The following is a 13410-nucleotide window of genomic DNA, read 5'->3' as shown; positions in this document are numbered from 1 at the left end:
CCGCGGCCGCGGCATGCGGCACACTGGACGTTTGGCCGCATCCGTGGCCACACCCCGCAGAAAGGGCCGACGCGCGTGACCGGACCCCTCATCGTCCAGAGCGACAAGACACTCCTCCTGGAGGTCGACCACGACCAGGCCGATGCCTGCCGTCGTGCGATCGCGCCCTTCGCGGAGCTGGAGCGTGCGCCCGAGCACATCCACACCTACCGGCTGACCCCGCTCGGGCTGTGGAACGCGCGGGCGGCCGGGCACGACGCCGAGCAGGTCGTCGACGCACTCGTGCAGTACTCCCGCTATCCCGTTCCGCACGCGCTGCTCGTCGACATCGCCGAGACGATGGCCCGGTACGGCCGTCTCACCCTCTCCAAGCACCCGGTCCACGGGCTGGTGCTGACCTCCACCGACCGGCCCGTGCTGGAGGAGATCCTCCGCTCGAAGAAGGTGCAGCCGCTGGTCGGGGCGCGGATCGACCCGGACACCGTGGCCGTGCACCCGTCCGAGCGCGGGCAGGTCAAGCAGACGCTGCTGAAGCTGGGCTGGCCGGCCGAGGACCTCGCCGGTTACGTGGACGGCGAGGCGCACCCCATCGAGCTGGCCGAGGACGGCTGGGCGCTGCGGCCGTACCAGAAGCAGGCCGTCGAGGGGTTCTGGCACGGCGGCTCGGGTGTCGTGGTGCTGCCCTGCGGTGCCGGCAAGACGCTGGTCGGGGCCGGTGCGATGGCCGAGGCCAAGGCGACCACGCTGATCCTGGTGACGAACACCGTCTCGGCCCGGCAGTGGAAGCACGAGCTGGTGAAGCGGACCTCGCTGACCGAGGACGAGATCGGCGAGTACAGCGGTACCCGCAAGGAGATCCGGCCGGTCACCATCGCCACGTACCAGGTGCTGACGACCCGTCGCAAGGGCGTCTACCCGCACCTGGAGCTGTTCGACTCCCGCGACTGGGGGCTGGTGATCTACGACGAGGTGCATCTGCTGCCCGCGCCCGTCTTCAAGTTCACCGCCGATCTCCAGGCCCGGCGGCGGCTCGGACTGACGGCGACCCTGGTGCGCGAGGACGGCCGCGAGTCGGACGTCTTCTCGCTGATCGGGCCCAAGCGGTTCGACGCCCCGTGGAAGGAGATCGAGGCGCAGGGCTACATCGCGCCGGCCGACTGTGTCGAGGTACGGGTCAATCTGACGGACTCGGAGCGGCTCGCGTACGCGACCGCGGAGGCCGAGGAGAAGTACCGGTTCTGCGCGACGACGGCGACGAAGCGGAAGGTGACGGAGGCGCTGGTGCGCAAGCACCGCGGCGAGCAGACCCTGGTCATCGGGCAGTACATCGACCAGCTCGACGAGCTGGGTGAGCACCTGAACGCCCCGGTGATCAAGGGCGAGACGAGCAACGCCCAGCGCGAGAAGCTCTTCGACGCGTTCCGGGAGGGCGAGCTCAACGTCCTGGTGGTCTCGAAGGTCGCGAACTTCTCGATCGACCTGCCGGAGGCGACCGTCGCCATCCAGGTGTCGGGGACGTTCGGCTCCCGCCAGGAGGAGGCGCAGCGGCTGGGCCGGGTGCTGCGGCCGAAGGCGGACGGGCACGAGGCGCGGTTCTACTCGGTGGTCGCGCGCGACACGATCGACCAGGACTTCGCGGCACACCGCCAGCGGTTCCTGGCCGAACAGGGGTACGCGTACCGGATCGTGGACGCGGACGAGCTGCTGACGGACAACTGAGGCCGGTGGCCGGTCCGTGTGCGCGGACCGGCTGCGTCCTGGACCGGGTCGGCCGATGAGCGACCGACCGGGTCAGCCGTCCAGCGCCAGGAGCAGGACCAGGCCGCCCACCGTCGTCAGCCCCGGCAGCACGGCGATCGCCGCTGCACACAGGCGGGCGGTGGTCCGGTGGGGACGCCGGCACGCCAGCACCCAGGCGGCGATCAGGGCGAGAGGCGTGATGAACGGGGTCACGTACAGCCCGCAGGCCATGAGGCCCAGCGGAACCGTGATGTCCGAGGAGCAGTTGTCCGGGCCGCAGCTGTCGGTGGCCATCGTCGCGAAGCCGATGGCCAACGTGCCGAAGCAGGCCATGAAGAAGGCAAGGACCGTGGCGATCATGGGGGCGACGCAGGCATTCAGGCGGCGCGCGGGGGCGGCGGGGGCGGGGCGCCTCACGTGGACGTGGCTGTTCTCCATGCCGCTACCCAATCGCGGGGCAGGGCCGGGCGGCCTCCGGCCGGATACTCATACCGGGCGGCTCCTGGTACTCACAGCGGACGCTCAGCGCGTACGACAGCTCGGGTGCTCAGTCCGCGCGGCAACTGCGAACGCTCAGCGGGCACGGCAGCTGCGGGTGCTCAGTCCGCGCGGCAACCGCGGAAGCTCAGCACGCACGACGGCTGCGGAAGCCCAGCACGCACGACCGCCACGAACGCCCAGCACGCACGGCAACTGCGAACGCCCAGCACGCACGACGACTGCGGACGCTCAGTGTGCGCGGCGGCTGCGGACGCCCGCCTCCTCCGCGTACTCGCCCAGCACGACCACGCCGAACGCGGCGCGGGCGAAGACCTTGACGGCGCGGACCGCGTCGCCGACGCGGTGGGTGCGGTGGTGACCGGTGGCCGCGGTCGCGCCGTGCGCGGGGCCGGTCCTGCGGGGGTTCAGGAGAACGGTGCTCATGTGTTCCATGGTCCTGCGCCCGGCCGGTGCGGGCATCGGCCCGCGGGCTGAATCCGGCGGGGGCCCGGGTAGACCCACGGGCGGAAACCGGCGGGGGCGCGAGTAGGTCTGCGGTCGCATGCCGTCCCCTACGGGATGGACCCGGAATCAATTCGCTCGCCCCCGGCGGACGCGGTCGATACAATCGCCGGTCTGCCCGCCTCCCGCACCGTGGTACCGGCGGCCCGCCAGGGCCCGCGCCGGCAGCCGGGGGAGCGCCGCCGACCGGACGGAAACCGGCCGACAGCCGTACGCGCACCTGCTGCGCGTACCCGTGATCGATCCCCGAGCGGACCGCATCGCCCCCGAACACCGACCGGGGCCGGATGCGGTCCGCCGTCCTGCGTTGAACAGCCGGAGGCAACACCGTGCCCGCGCACGAACATGAAAGCGACACCACCACCGATCCCCTGGCTCGCGAACGCGCCCATCTCACCGCGTCGCGCGACGCGCTGCGCGCCATGCGCGAGGACGCCCAGGCCCTGGACATCCGCGATGTCACCGCGAACTGGGTCAACGCGGCTGTCCTCCAGGCCCAGATCGACGAGCGCATCAAGTCGCTCGCCGATCTCGCCCACACCCCGCTCTTCTTCGGCCGCCTGGACTATCTGCACCGGGTCGGTGGCGAGCAGGCCGAGGGGGCGGAGGGCGAGCAGTTCTACATCGGGCGGCGCCACGTCCACGACTCCGACGGCGACCCGATGGTCATCGACTGGCGCGCGCCCGTCTCGCAGCCGTTCTACCGGGCGTCCAGGAAGGACCCGCAGGACGTGGGGCAGCGCCGCCGGTTCGGCTACACCGGCGGTGAGCTGACCGCGTACGAGGACGAGCACCTCACCGACCCCACCGAGGCCACGCAGACCAGCAGGCTCCTCCAGGCGGAGATCGAGCGGCCGCGCGTCGGCCCGATGCGCGACATCGTCGCGACGATCCAGCCGGAGCAGGACGAGATCGTCCGCAGCGAGCTGGGCGGAACGGTCTGCGTGCAGGGCGGGCCCGGCACCGGCAAGACGGCCGTCGGCCTGCACCGGGTGGCGTATCTGCTGTACGCGCACCGCGAGCGGCTGGCCCGCACCGGCACGCTGGTCATCGGGCCGAACCGGTCCTTCCTCCAGTACATCGAGCAGGTGCTGCCGGCCCTGGGCGAGCTGGCGGTGCAGCAGGCGACCGTCGACGACCTGGTCACGGCCGGCGTCGAGGTGCGCGGTACGGACCCGGCGGCCGCCGCGGTCGTCAAGGGCGACGCCCGGATGGCCGAGGTGCTGCGGCGGGCGATCCGTTCGCATGTGACGCCCCCGGTGGAGCCGGTCGTGGTGGTGCGCGGTTCGCGGCGCTGGCGGGTGCCCGCGTACGAGATCGCGGAGATGGTCGACGAGCTGCTGGCCCGCGACATGCGGTACGGGGCCGCCCACGACGCGCTTCCGCAGCGCATCGCGCACGCCGTCCTGGTCCGGATGGAGGAGGCGGGCGAGGCCCCCGACGACCGGGTGCAGAACGCGGTGGCCCGCAACCCCGCCGTGAAGGCGGCCGTGAAGGCGATCTGGCCGGCCGTCGACCCGGCGAAGCTGGTGCTGCGGCTGCTGTCGGACGCGGAGTTCCTGGCCGCGCACGCGGAGGGCCTGCTCACCGGCGACGAGCAGAAGACGATCCTGTGGGAGAAGCCGGCCCGGAGCGTGAAGTCGGCGAAGTGGTCGGCGGCGGACGCGGTGCTCATCGACGAGGCCGGCGATCTGGTGGCGCGTACGCACTCGCTCGGCCATGTGGTGCTCGACGAGGCGCAGGACCTGTCCCCCATGCAGTACCGGGCGGTGGGCCGGCGCTGCACGACCGGTTCGGCGACGGTTCTCGGCGACCTGGCGCAGGGCACGACGCCGTGGTCGACGCAGAGCTGGGCGCAGGCGCTGCACCACCTCGGCAAGTCGGACGCGGTGGTGGAGGAGCTGACGGCGGGCTTCCGTGTGCCGCGCGAGGTGATCGCGTACGCCTCGCGGCTGCTTCCCTCGATCTCGCCGGGCCTCGCCCCGGTGGAGTCGGTGCGTGAGTCGCCGGGTTCGCTGGAGGTGCGGGAGGTGGCCGGGCCTGCGGAGCTGGACGCGGCGGTGCTCGCGGCGTGCGACGAGTCGTTGTCGCGGGAGGGCTCGATCGGCCTGATCGCGGCCGACGCCCGGATCCCGGCGCTGGCGCAGGCCCTGACGGCGGCGGGGCACGCGTACCTCTCCCCGGGCGAGGAGACGACCGCCGAGTCCCGTCTGACCCTGGTCCCCGCGTCGCTGGCGAAGGGCCTGGAGTACGACTACGTGGTACTGGACGAGCCGGCCGCGGTGGTCGACGGCGAACCGGACGAGCGGACGGGCCTGCGCCGGTTGTACGTGGCACTGACCCGAGCGGTGTCGGGCCTGACGGTGGTGCACGCGGCGGAGCTGCCGGCCGAGCTGCGCCCCTGAACTCCTCCGGCGGACGTCCCCGCCCCTCCGGCGTCTGAGGGGCGGGGGTCCGAGGCCGCGCCCCCGCCCGTCTGGGGGTCCGGGGTTCGAGGGCAGCGGGCGGGGGTCCGGGAACGCCCCGCGCACCCGCCCCGCAGCGCGCCCCACTACGCGTCGAGCACCGTCCGCCACTCCCGCACCGCCGCCGCGTCCACCGGTCCCGACCACCCGTGCGGACGCGCCGCACCGCCGATGTGCACCGCGTCGATGCCCGCGGCCAGCAGCTCCGGCAGGTGTTCGAGCCGCAGTCCGCCGCCCACCAGGATCTGCGGCTCGTACCCGGGTTCGCCCTTGCGCGCCGCCTCCACCAGCAGCGTCGGGATGCCGTCGTCGACGCCCTTCGCCGAGCCCGCGGTGAGGTACGTGTCCAGGCCGGGCAGGTCCGCGAGCTGCTTGCGCAGGGCGTCCCGGTCGACGGCCCGGTCGATCGCGCGGTGGAAGGTCCAGCGGCAGCCGTCCAGCTCGGCGACGAGCCGTTCGACGGCGACCAGGTCAGGGTGTCCCTCGGCGTCGAGGAAGCCGAGCACGAATTCCTCCGCGCCCGCCGCGCGCAGCTCGCGCGCCCTCGCCACCAGCACCTCGATGTCGCCGGCCGCGAAGCCGTCGGCCACCCTGAGCATCACCCGCAGCGGAATGTCCACCGCCGCCCGGATCTCCGCGAAGGTCGCGCAGGACGGGGTCAGGCCGTCCGCCGCCATGTCGGTGACCAGCTCAAGCCGGTCCGCACCACCCGCCTGGGCCGCGATCGCGTCCTCCGCGTCGAGAGCGATCACCTCCAGGAGTGCACGGTTGCTCATGGGATCCCAATCCTCCAGGAAGCATCAATAGGTCTAGTCCAATGGCCAGCCTACGGGTCAGTACACCGAGGGCGCAGCCTCGACGCCAGGCGAAGATACGTGAGGTCAGCCGCACATCGCGTGATCGAACGCTCACAGCCCCGCCCCGGACGGCACATCCACCCTTGCGTTTTATAGGGGAGGGGGGTATACCTGGATCAACAACGGATACCCCCTAGGGGTATAGACCGGAACGTTACCGCCAGGGAGGACATCGTGTCCGCGCACACCGCCACAACCGGCACCGGCACCGCCACCGGTGCTGCCGCAGAGGTCGAGCTCGCGATCGGCGGCATGACCTGCGCCTCCTGCGCGGCCCGCATCGAGAAGAAACTCAACCGGATGGACGGTGTCGAGGCCACCGTCAATTACGCCACCGAGAAGGCCAAGGTCAGCTACCGGGGCGAGGACATCTCCGTACAGGACCTGATCGCCACCGTCGAGAAGACCGGCTACACCGCGCACGAGCCCGCTCCCCCGGTGCGCACCGCCGAGGAGGGCGCCCCCGGGGCCGCGGAGGCCGACGAGCTGCGGCCCCTGCGGCAGCGGCTGCTGACCGCCGTCGCGCTCGCCGTGCCGGTGATCGCGATGTCGATGATCCCGGCGCTCCAGTTCGACTACTGGCAGTGGCTCTCGCTGACGCTGACGGCGCCGGTCGTCACGTACGCCGCCTGGCCGTTCCACAAGGCCGCGTTCACCAACGCCCGGCACGGTGCGGCGACGATGGACACGCTGATCTCGGTCGGCACCACGGCCGCGTTCCTCTGGTCGCTGTGGGCGCTGTTCTTCGGGACGGCGGGCATGGTCGGCATGACGCACCCCTTCGAGCTGACCATCGGACGGAGCGACGGCGCGGGCAACATCTACCTGGAGGCCGCCGCCGGGGTCACCGCGTTCATCCTGGCCGGCCGCTACTTCGAGGCCCGGTCCAAGCGGAAGGCGGGCGCGGCCCTCAAGGCGCTGCTCGAACTCGGCGCCAAGGAAGTGACCCTGCTGCGCGACGGCCACGAGATGACCGTGCCGACCGCCGAACTCCAGGTCGGGGACCGGTTCCTGGTCCGCCCCGGCGAGAAGATCGCCACCGACGGCACCGTCGTCGAGGGTGCCTCGGCCGTGGACGCGTCGATGCTGACCGGTGAGTCGGTCCCCGTGGAGGTCGGGGTCGGCGACTCCGTCACCGGGGCGACGCTCAACGCGGGCGGCCGGCTCGTCGTCGAGGCCACCCGGATCGGCGCCGACACCCAGCTCGCCAGGATGGCGAAGCTCGTCGAGGACGCCCAGAACGGCAAGGCGGCGGCCCAGCGCCTCGCCGACCGGATCTCCGCCGTCTTCGTACCCGTCGTCATCGCCCTGGCGCTCGGCACGCTCGGCTTCTGGCTCGGCAACGGCGGGGGGCTGACCGCCGCGTTCACCGCGGCGGTGGCCGTACTGATCATCGCCTGCCCCTGCGCCCTGGGCCTGGCCACCCCCACCGCCCTCATGGTCGGCACCGGACGCGGCGCCCAGCTCGGCATCCTGATCAAGGGCCCCGAAGTCCTGGAGACCACCCGCCGCGTCGACACGATCGTCCTCGACAAGACCGGCACCGTCACCACCGGCCGGATGACCCTCCTCGACATCCACACCGCCGAAGGCACCGACGAAACCGACGCGCTCCGGCTCGCGGGAGCACTGGAGCACTCCTCCGAACACCCCATCGCCCAGGCCGTCGCCGCCGGAGCCGCCGAACGCACCGGCGCACCCCTGCCCACCCCCGAGGACTTCGCCAACATCGCCGGACTCGGCGTCCAGGGCGTCGTCGAGGGCCATGCCGTCCTCGTCGGCCGCGAACAGCTCCTCGCCGAGTGGGAGATCCACCTCCCGGTGGAGCTGGCCCGGCGCAAGGCCGAGGCGGAGACCGCCGGCCGGACGGCCATCGCGGTGGCCTGGGACGGCGAGGCGCGGGCGGTGCTCGAAGTCGCCGACGCGGTGAAGGACACCAGCGCGGAGGCCATCCGGCGGCTGCGGGCCCTGGGGCTGACCCCGATCCTGCTCACCGGCGACAACCGGGCGGTGGCCGAATCGGTCGCGGCCGAGGTCGGGATCGAGAAGGTGTACGCGGAGGTCATGCCGGAGGACAAGGTCGACGTCGTCAGGCGCCTCCAGGAGGAGGGCCGTTCGGTCGCCATGGTCGGTGACGGCGTCAACGACGCGGCCGCCCTCGCCCAGGCCGATCTGGGTCTGGCGATGGGAACCGGCACGGACGCCGCGATCGAGGCCGGCGACCTGACGCTGGTGCGCGGGGACCTGCGGGCCGCGGCGGACGCGATCCGGCTGTCGCGCAAGACCCTCGGCACCATCCGTACGAACCTGTTCTGGGCCTTCGCCTACAACGTGGCCGCCCTGCCCCTTGCGGCGGCCGGACTGCTCAACCCGATGATCGCGGGTGCCGCGATGGCGTTCTCGTCGGTCTTCGTGGTCGGCAACTCGCTGCGGCTGCGGGGCTTCAGGGCAGCGGCGTAGGACCCGTTCCCGCCCCATCCGCCTCCCACTCCCCGACCCGCCCGCCTCCCACTCCCGTCCACTCCCCGACCCGCCCGCTTCTCAGCCCGCCCGCACGAACCGCACCCGGGTTCCCGGCACCGCCTGTGCCGCCCCCGCGAGTGCGGTTTCGTGCACCACGCCGACGACCGGGTAGCCCCCGGTCGTCGGATGGTCGTTGAGGAAGACCACCGGCCGCCCGTCCGGCGGCACCTGGACCGCCCCGAGCACCATCCCCTCGCTGGGCAGCTCGCCCGCACGGGCCCGGTTCAGGGCCGGGCCCAGGGTGCGCAGCCCGATCCGGTTGCTGTGCGCCGAGACCCGGTACTCGGCCGTGGTGAGCGTGCGCAGCGCCTCGTCGGTGAACCAGGTGTGGCGGGGGCCGAGGTACAGCGGGAGTACGAGTTCGGCGGGCGCACCCGGCCAGGGCAGGGCGTCGGCGCCCGGGAGCCCTGCCGGGGCCTGTCCCAGGGGCAGTACGTCCCCGTCGCGCAGGGGGGCCGGGCCCAGCCCGGAGAGCAGGTCGGCCGATCTGCTGCCCAGCACCGGTTCCGGCACCAGGCCACCGCCGAACGCCAGATAGCCGCGCAGGCCCCGGACCGCGGGCCCCGCGTCGAGCACCGCGCCGGCCGGAACCCGTACCGGAGCCCCCCAGGCCGCCGGCCGCCCGTCGACGGTGACCCGGCAGGGCGCCCCGCCGACGACGGCGACGACGGGCCGGTCCGGGCGGACCGCGCAGCCGGTGACGGTCGTCTCCAGCACCGCAGCGTCCGCCCCGTTCCCGGCCAGCCGGTTGGCCAGCCGCCGGGCGGGGGCGTCCAGGGCACCGGCCCGCGGCACCCCGAGGTGCGCCCAGCCGATGCGGCCGGCGTCCTGAACGGTGGTCAGCGCACCGGCCCGGACCACCTCGACGGCGCCGGTCACGACCGCGCCTCCGCCGCGACGAAGCGCACCCGCGCCCCGGGGCTCAGCAGCGCGGCCGGTTCGCGGGCCGGGTTCCACAGCCCGCCGGGCTCGGGCATCCGTCCGATGAGCTGCCAGCCGCCGGGCGACGGGCGCGGGTACACCCCGGTGTACGCCCCCGCGAGCGCCAGCGCACCGGCCGGGACACGGGTGCGCGGGGTCGCGCGGCGCGGCAGGTGCAGGCGCTCGGGGAGCCCGGTGAGGTAGCCGAAGCCGGGGGCGAACCCGCAGAAGGCCACCCGGAATTCGGTCCCGGCGTGGATACGGGGCACTTCGGCGACGGTGACGCCCCAGGCCGCCGCGACGTCCGCGAGGTCCGGGCCGTCGTAGACCACCGGGATCTCGACGGTTTCCCCGCTGTCGCGTCGCAGCGCCGGTATCCGCCAGGAGGCGAGCTCACGGGCGAGCCGCGCGCGGCCGTCCGGGGTACGGTCCGCGATGCCGTCGAGGAGGACGGTCCTGGCACCGGGGACGATCTCTCGCACGGCGGGCAGCTCACCGAGCGCCCGGCGCCGCAGCAGCTCGGCGTGGAACGCCTCGGCGTGCTCACCGCAGGACAGCTCGACGAGCAGCGCGCCGGGCCCTGCGGGGAGCACCTCGACGCCCGCACTCGTATACCCCCACGAACCCGCACCCGCGTCCGTACCAACCCCCGTGTCCGTACCAACCCCCGCGCCCATACCCGCGCCCGTACCAACCCCCGCGCCCGCACCCGCGCCCGTACCAACTCCCGCGCCCGCACCCGCGCACGTCCCCATCCCCATCCCCGTCCCCGTGCCCGGACTCATGCGAACGCCCGCACGGTCACGCCCGCCGCCTCCAGCGCCGCCCTGACCCTGCGCGCCAGTGCCGCCGCGCCCGGAGTGTCTCCGTGGACGCAGAGCGAGCGCGCCACCACCGGTATCCGGCTGCCGTCCGCGCCGAGGACGCCGCCGTCCACCGCCATCCCGACACTGCGGCGTACGACCTCGTCCGCGTCGTGCACCACCGCGCCGGGCTCGCCGCGCGGGACCAGCGTGCCCTCGGGCGTGTACGCGCGGTCGGCGAAGGCCTCCGTTACGGCGGTGAGGCCCGCGGCCCCGGCGTGGGCGAGCAGGCGCGACCCCGGGAGCCCGAGGACCGCGAGCCCCCCGCCGGCCAGCCGGACGCCCTCGACCACGGCGGCGGCCTGTTCGTCGTCCCGGACGGCGCGGTTGTAGAGGGCGCCGTGCGGTTTGACGTACGAGACCGCGGAACCGGCCGCCTCGGCGAACACCCGCAGCGCACCGATCTGGTAGGCGACCTCGGCGGTCAGCTCGGCGGGCGGCACATCCATCGAGCGGCGTCCGAAGCCGGCCAGATCGCGGTAGGCGACCTGGGCACCGATCCGTACGCCCCGGGCGGCCGCGGTGTCGCAGACCCGCCGCATCACGGAGGCGTCGCCCGCGTGGAAGCCGCAGGCCACATTGGCGCTGGTGACGCAGTCGAGCAGCGCGTCGTCATCGGTGAGGGTCCAGTGCCCGAACCCTTCACCGAGATCCGCGTTGAGATCCATCGGGGCCGTCCGGCCCGCCGGGTCCGTCAGATCCATCACATCCATCGCGTCCATCACGGGCGCACGCTAGCGGACACCGCTCCCGCCCCATACCCCATACCCCCGCTCCAGCCCCACGCCGTGTCGCCCACCCCCTGCTCCCGTTCCCCGAAGCGGCCGGATGCCTGAAACCCGGGGCCGGACGCCTTAGCCTCGGGGCATGGACGACACGGCCCGACCCCCTCGCAGCAGCACCGACGACGGTCTGCGCGACCGCTGGCGCGCCTGTCTCGTCGCCGCCAGGGGAGGCGCCGAGGATCCGGACCCGCTGCCGTACGCCGCCAATCTGCTGGACCGCTGGGCGGAACCGCAGCGCAAGTACCACACCACCGCGCACCTGGTCGCGGTGCTCGATCACATCGACACGCTCGCCCAGTACGCGGCCGATCCGGACGCGGTGCGCCTCGCCGCCTGGTTCCACGACGCGGTGTACCGGCCCGACCGGTCCGAGAACGAGGAGCGCAGCGCGGCGCTGGCCGAGCGTGCCCTGCCCGAGGCCGGTGTGCCGGAGGCCGTCACGGCCGAGGTGGCCCGTCTCGTACGGCTCACCGTCACGCACGACCCGGCGGCCGGCGACCTCGACGGCGAGGTGCTCTGCGATGCGGACCTGGCCATCCTCGCGGCGTCCCCGAGGCAGTACGCGGCCTACGCGGCTCAGGTCCGCGAGGAGTACGGCTTCGTGCCCGACGACGCGTTCCGCGAGGGGCGGGCGACCGTGCTGCGCCAGCTGCTCGGGCTGCCCCGGCTGTTCCGGACGCCGTACGGGGCGGAGCACTGGGAGCCGCGCGCGCGGCAGAACCTGCTGACCGAGCTGGAGCTGCTCAGCCACTAGACCCGGCCACGGCCCCCGGCAGCGGGAAACGCAGCGACAGGGGCGCGCGACAGCGGGAAACGCGCGGCGGCAGGGGCGCGCGGCGGCAGGGGCGCGCGACAGCGGGAAACACGCAGCAGCAGGGGCGCGCGACAGCAGGAAACGCGCGGCGGCAGGGAACCTGCGGCAGCGGGGAATGCGCGGGCCCCGATCGCTGTTGGCAGCTGTCATGCCCGACTCTGTCTCTCGCCGCTCCCGCATGCCCCTGGCCGTGTACATCCTGGGTCTCTCGGTCTTCGCCCTGGGAACCAGCGAGTTCATGCTCTCCGGGCTGCTGCCGCCCATCGCCGACGACATGAACGTGTCGATACCCCGCGCCGGACTTCTCATATCCGCCTTCGCGATCGGCATGGTGATCGGCGCGCCGCTGCTCGCCGTCGCCACGCTCCGGCTGCCCCGCCGCACCACGCTGATCGCCCTGATCTCCGTCTTCGGCCTCGGTCAGGTCGCTGGCGCGCTGGCCCCGACGTACGAGGTGCTCTTCGCATCCCGGGTGGTGAGCGCGTTCGCCTGTGCCGGGTTCTGGGCGGTGGGGGCGGCCGTCGCCATCGCGATGGTGCCGGTGAACTCGCGGGCCCGTGCGATGGCCGTGATGATCGGCGGTCTGTCGATCGCCAATGTGCTGGGCGTGCCGCTGGGCGCGTTCCTCGGTGAGAACCTCGGCTGGCGGTCGGCGTTCTGGGCCGTGGGCGCGGCGTCCGCCGTGGCGCTGGTCGGAGTGTCGACGCTGATTCCGCGCATCCCGCTGCCGGAGCAGAAGCCCCGGCTCAAGCAGGAGCTGAGCATCTACCGGGACCGGCAGGTGTGGCTGTCGATCGTGATCACGGCGCTCGCCGCGGGCGGTGTCTTCTGCGCGTTCAGCTATCTCGCCCCGCTGCTGACGGATGTCGCCGGGCTGGACTCTGGCTGGGTGCCGACGGTGCTCGCGCTGTTCGGGATCGGGGCGCTGGTCGGCACGACGATCGGCGGCCGGGTCGCGGACGCGCATCTCTTCGGGGTGCTGATGAGCGGTATCGCGGCCTCGACGGTCTTCCTGGCCGCGCTGGCCCTGTTCGCGTCGAGCCAGGTCGCGGCTGTCGGGCTGTCGTTCCTGCTGGGCCTGTCGGCGTTCTACACGGCCCCGGCGCTCAACGCCCGGATGTTCAACGTCGCGGGCGCCGCCCCGACGCTGGCCGGTGCGACGACCACCGCCGCGTTCAACCTGGGCAACACGAGTGGCCCCTGGCTGGGTGGCGCGGTGATCGACGCGGACTTCGGTTTCGCGGCGACCGCGTGGGCCGGGGCGGCGATGACGGTACTGGCACTGGTGGCCGTGGTGTTCTCGCTGCGGCTCCAGCGCGTCCGGGCCGGCTCGTCGCGGCTGGTGGCGGGCGCCCCGGCCGTGACGTCGCAGCACCCGGCGGAGGTGTGCGCCCCCTCGACGGGCGCCTGAGCGTCCCGGCCGCGCCGGGCCGCTCAGGC

The 13410-nt window shown here is 73.4% G+C and carries 11 protein-coding genes; 5 read left to right on the top strand and 6 right to left on the bottom strand.

From position 1 onward, the window contains the following. The first annotated feature begins 75 nt into the window (after positions 1-75). Positions 76-1719, top strand: coding sequence for a DNA repair helicase XPB (locus tag ACGF8B_RS18775; protein ID WP_392739648.1), 1644 nt, complete (start codon positions 76-78; stop codon positions 1717-1719). Positions 1720-1791: 72 nt separating this feature from the next. On the opposite strand, the gene ACGF8B_RS18770 is transcribed toward ACGF8B_RS18775, so the two are convergent. Beyond that, on the bottom strand, positions 1792-2178 hold the full coding sequence (locus ACGF8B_RS18770; protein WP_392739646.1) for a hypothetical protein: 387 nt from the start codon (positions 2176-2178) through the stop codon (positions 1792-1794). Between the two features lie 291 nt (positions 2179-2469). Then, the gene (locus tag ACGF8B_RS18765; protein ID WP_342287324.1) at positions 2470-2664 is read right to left on the bottom strand and encodes a hypothetical protein; all 195 of its coding nucleotides are present in this window, start codon (positions 2662-2664) and stop codon (positions 2470-2472) included. Between the two features lie 407 nt (positions 2665-3071). Between ACGF8B_RS18765 and ACGF8B_RS18760 the strand changes: the two genes are divergently transcribed. After that, positions 3072-5147, top strand: a complete 2076-nt coding sequence (locus ACGF8B_RS18760) for a HelD family protein (RefSeq protein ID WP_392739644.1) — start codon at positions 3072-3074, stop codon at positions 5145-5147. A gap of 146 nt (positions 5148-5293) precedes the next feature. On the opposite strand, the gene ACGF8B_RS18755 is transcribed toward ACGF8B_RS18760, so the two are convergent. Next, positions 5294-5983, bottom strand: coding sequence for a copper homeostasis protein CutC (locus tag ACGF8B_RS18755; RefSeq protein ID WP_392739642.1), 690 nt, complete (start codon positions 5981-5983; stop codon positions 5294-5296). 255 nt (positions 5984-6238) lie between these two features. Here ACGF8B_RS18755 and ACGF8B_RS18750 point away from each other — a divergent pair, with 255 nt between their 5' ends. Continuing rightward, entirely contained in the window at positions 6239-8524 is a 2286-nt protein-coding gene (locus ACGF8B_RS18750) for a heavy metal translocating P-type ATPase (RefSeq protein ID WP_392739640.1), read from the top strand. Positions 8525-8605: 81 nt separating this feature from the next. Here the strand turns inward: ACGF8B_RS18750 and ACGF8B_RS18745 are convergent, their stop codons facing one another. The 3 genes from ACGF8B_RS18745 to ACGF8B_RS18735 all read right to left on the bottom strand — a co-directional run bounded on the left by ACGF8B_RS18745 (position 8606) and on the right by ACGF8B_RS18735 (position 11039). Beyond that, a complete protein-coding gene (locus ACGF8B_RS18745; protein WP_392739638.1) occupies positions 8606-9466 on the bottom strand; it encodes a biotin-dependent carboxyltransferase family protein in 861 nt (286 codons plus the stop codon). Further along, positions 9463-10101, bottom strand: coding sequence for an allophanate hydrolase subunit 1 (locus ACGF8B_RS18740; RefSeq protein WP_392740125.1), 639 nt, complete (start codon positions 10099-10101; stop codon positions 9463-9465). Before ACGF8B_RS18740 ends, ACGF8B_RS18745 begins: the two co-directional genes overlap by 4 nt. Before the next feature lie 188 nt (positions 10102-10289). Then, positions 10290-11039 carry a LamB/YcsF family protein gene (locus tag ACGF8B_RS18735; protein ID WP_392740123.1) on the bottom strand — a complete coding sequence of 250 codons (750 nt, stop codon included), beginning with the start codon at positions 11037-11039 and terminating at the stop codon, positions 10290-10292. Positions 11040-11238: 199 nt separating this feature from the next. Here ACGF8B_RS18735 and ACGF8B_RS18730 point away from each other — a divergent pair, with 199 nt between their 5' ends. Both ACGF8B_RS18730 and ACGF8B_RS18725 read left to right on the top strand, forming a co-directional pair. Continuing rightward, on the top strand, positions 11239-11910 hold the full coding sequence (locus ACGF8B_RS18730; protein ID WP_392739636.1) for a hypothetical protein: 672 nt from the start codon (positions 11239-11241) through the stop codon (positions 11908-11910). A gap of 238 nt (positions 11911-12148) precedes the next feature. Next, positions 12149-13381 (top strand): Cmx/CmrA family chloramphenicol efflux MFS transporter, encoded by a 1233-nt coding sequence (locus ACGF8B_RS18725; protein ID WP_392740120.1) that lies wholly within the window; start codon positions 12149-12151, stop codon positions 13379-13381. Positions 13382-13410: the final 29 nt, after the last annotated feature.

Source organism: Streptomyces sp. NPDC047917 (genome assembly GCF_043204345.1).
Lineage (GTDB): Bacteria > Actinomycetota > Actinomycetes > Streptomycetales > Streptomycetaceae > Streptomyces > Streptomyces sanglieri.
Note: the sequence above shows the minus strand (reverse complement) of the source record. Positions and strands in the feature narration are given on the sequence as shown.

Excerpts from the sequence above, each read along its gene's own strand:
- ACGF8B_RS18770 (WP_392739646.1), bottom strand. The coding sequence starts at position 2,178 with ATGGAGAACAGCCACGTCCACGTGAGGCGCCCCGCCCCCGCCGCCCCC.
- ACGF8B_RS18765 (WP_342287324.1), bottom strand. The coding sequence starts at position 2,664 with ATGAGCACCGTTCTCCTGAACCCCCGCAGGACCGGCCCCGCGCACGGC.
- ACGF8B_RS18755 (WP_392739642.1), bottom strand. The coding sequence starts at position 5,983 with ATGAGCAACCGTGCACTCCTGGAGGTGATCGCTCTCGACGCGGAGGAC.
- ACGF8B_RS18735 (WP_392740123.1), bottom strand. The coding sequence starts at position 11,039 with ATGGATCTCAACGCGGATCTCGGTGAAGGGTTCGGGCACTGGACCCTC.
- ACGF8B_RS18730 (WP_392739636.1), top strand. The coding sequence starts at position 11,239 with ATGGACGACACGGCCCGACCCCCTCGCAGCAGCACCGACGACGGTCTG.
- ACGF8B_RS18725 (WP_392740120.1), top strand. The coding sequence starts at position 12,149 with ATGCCCCTGGCCGTGTACATCCTGGGTCTCTCGGTCTTCGCCCTGGGA.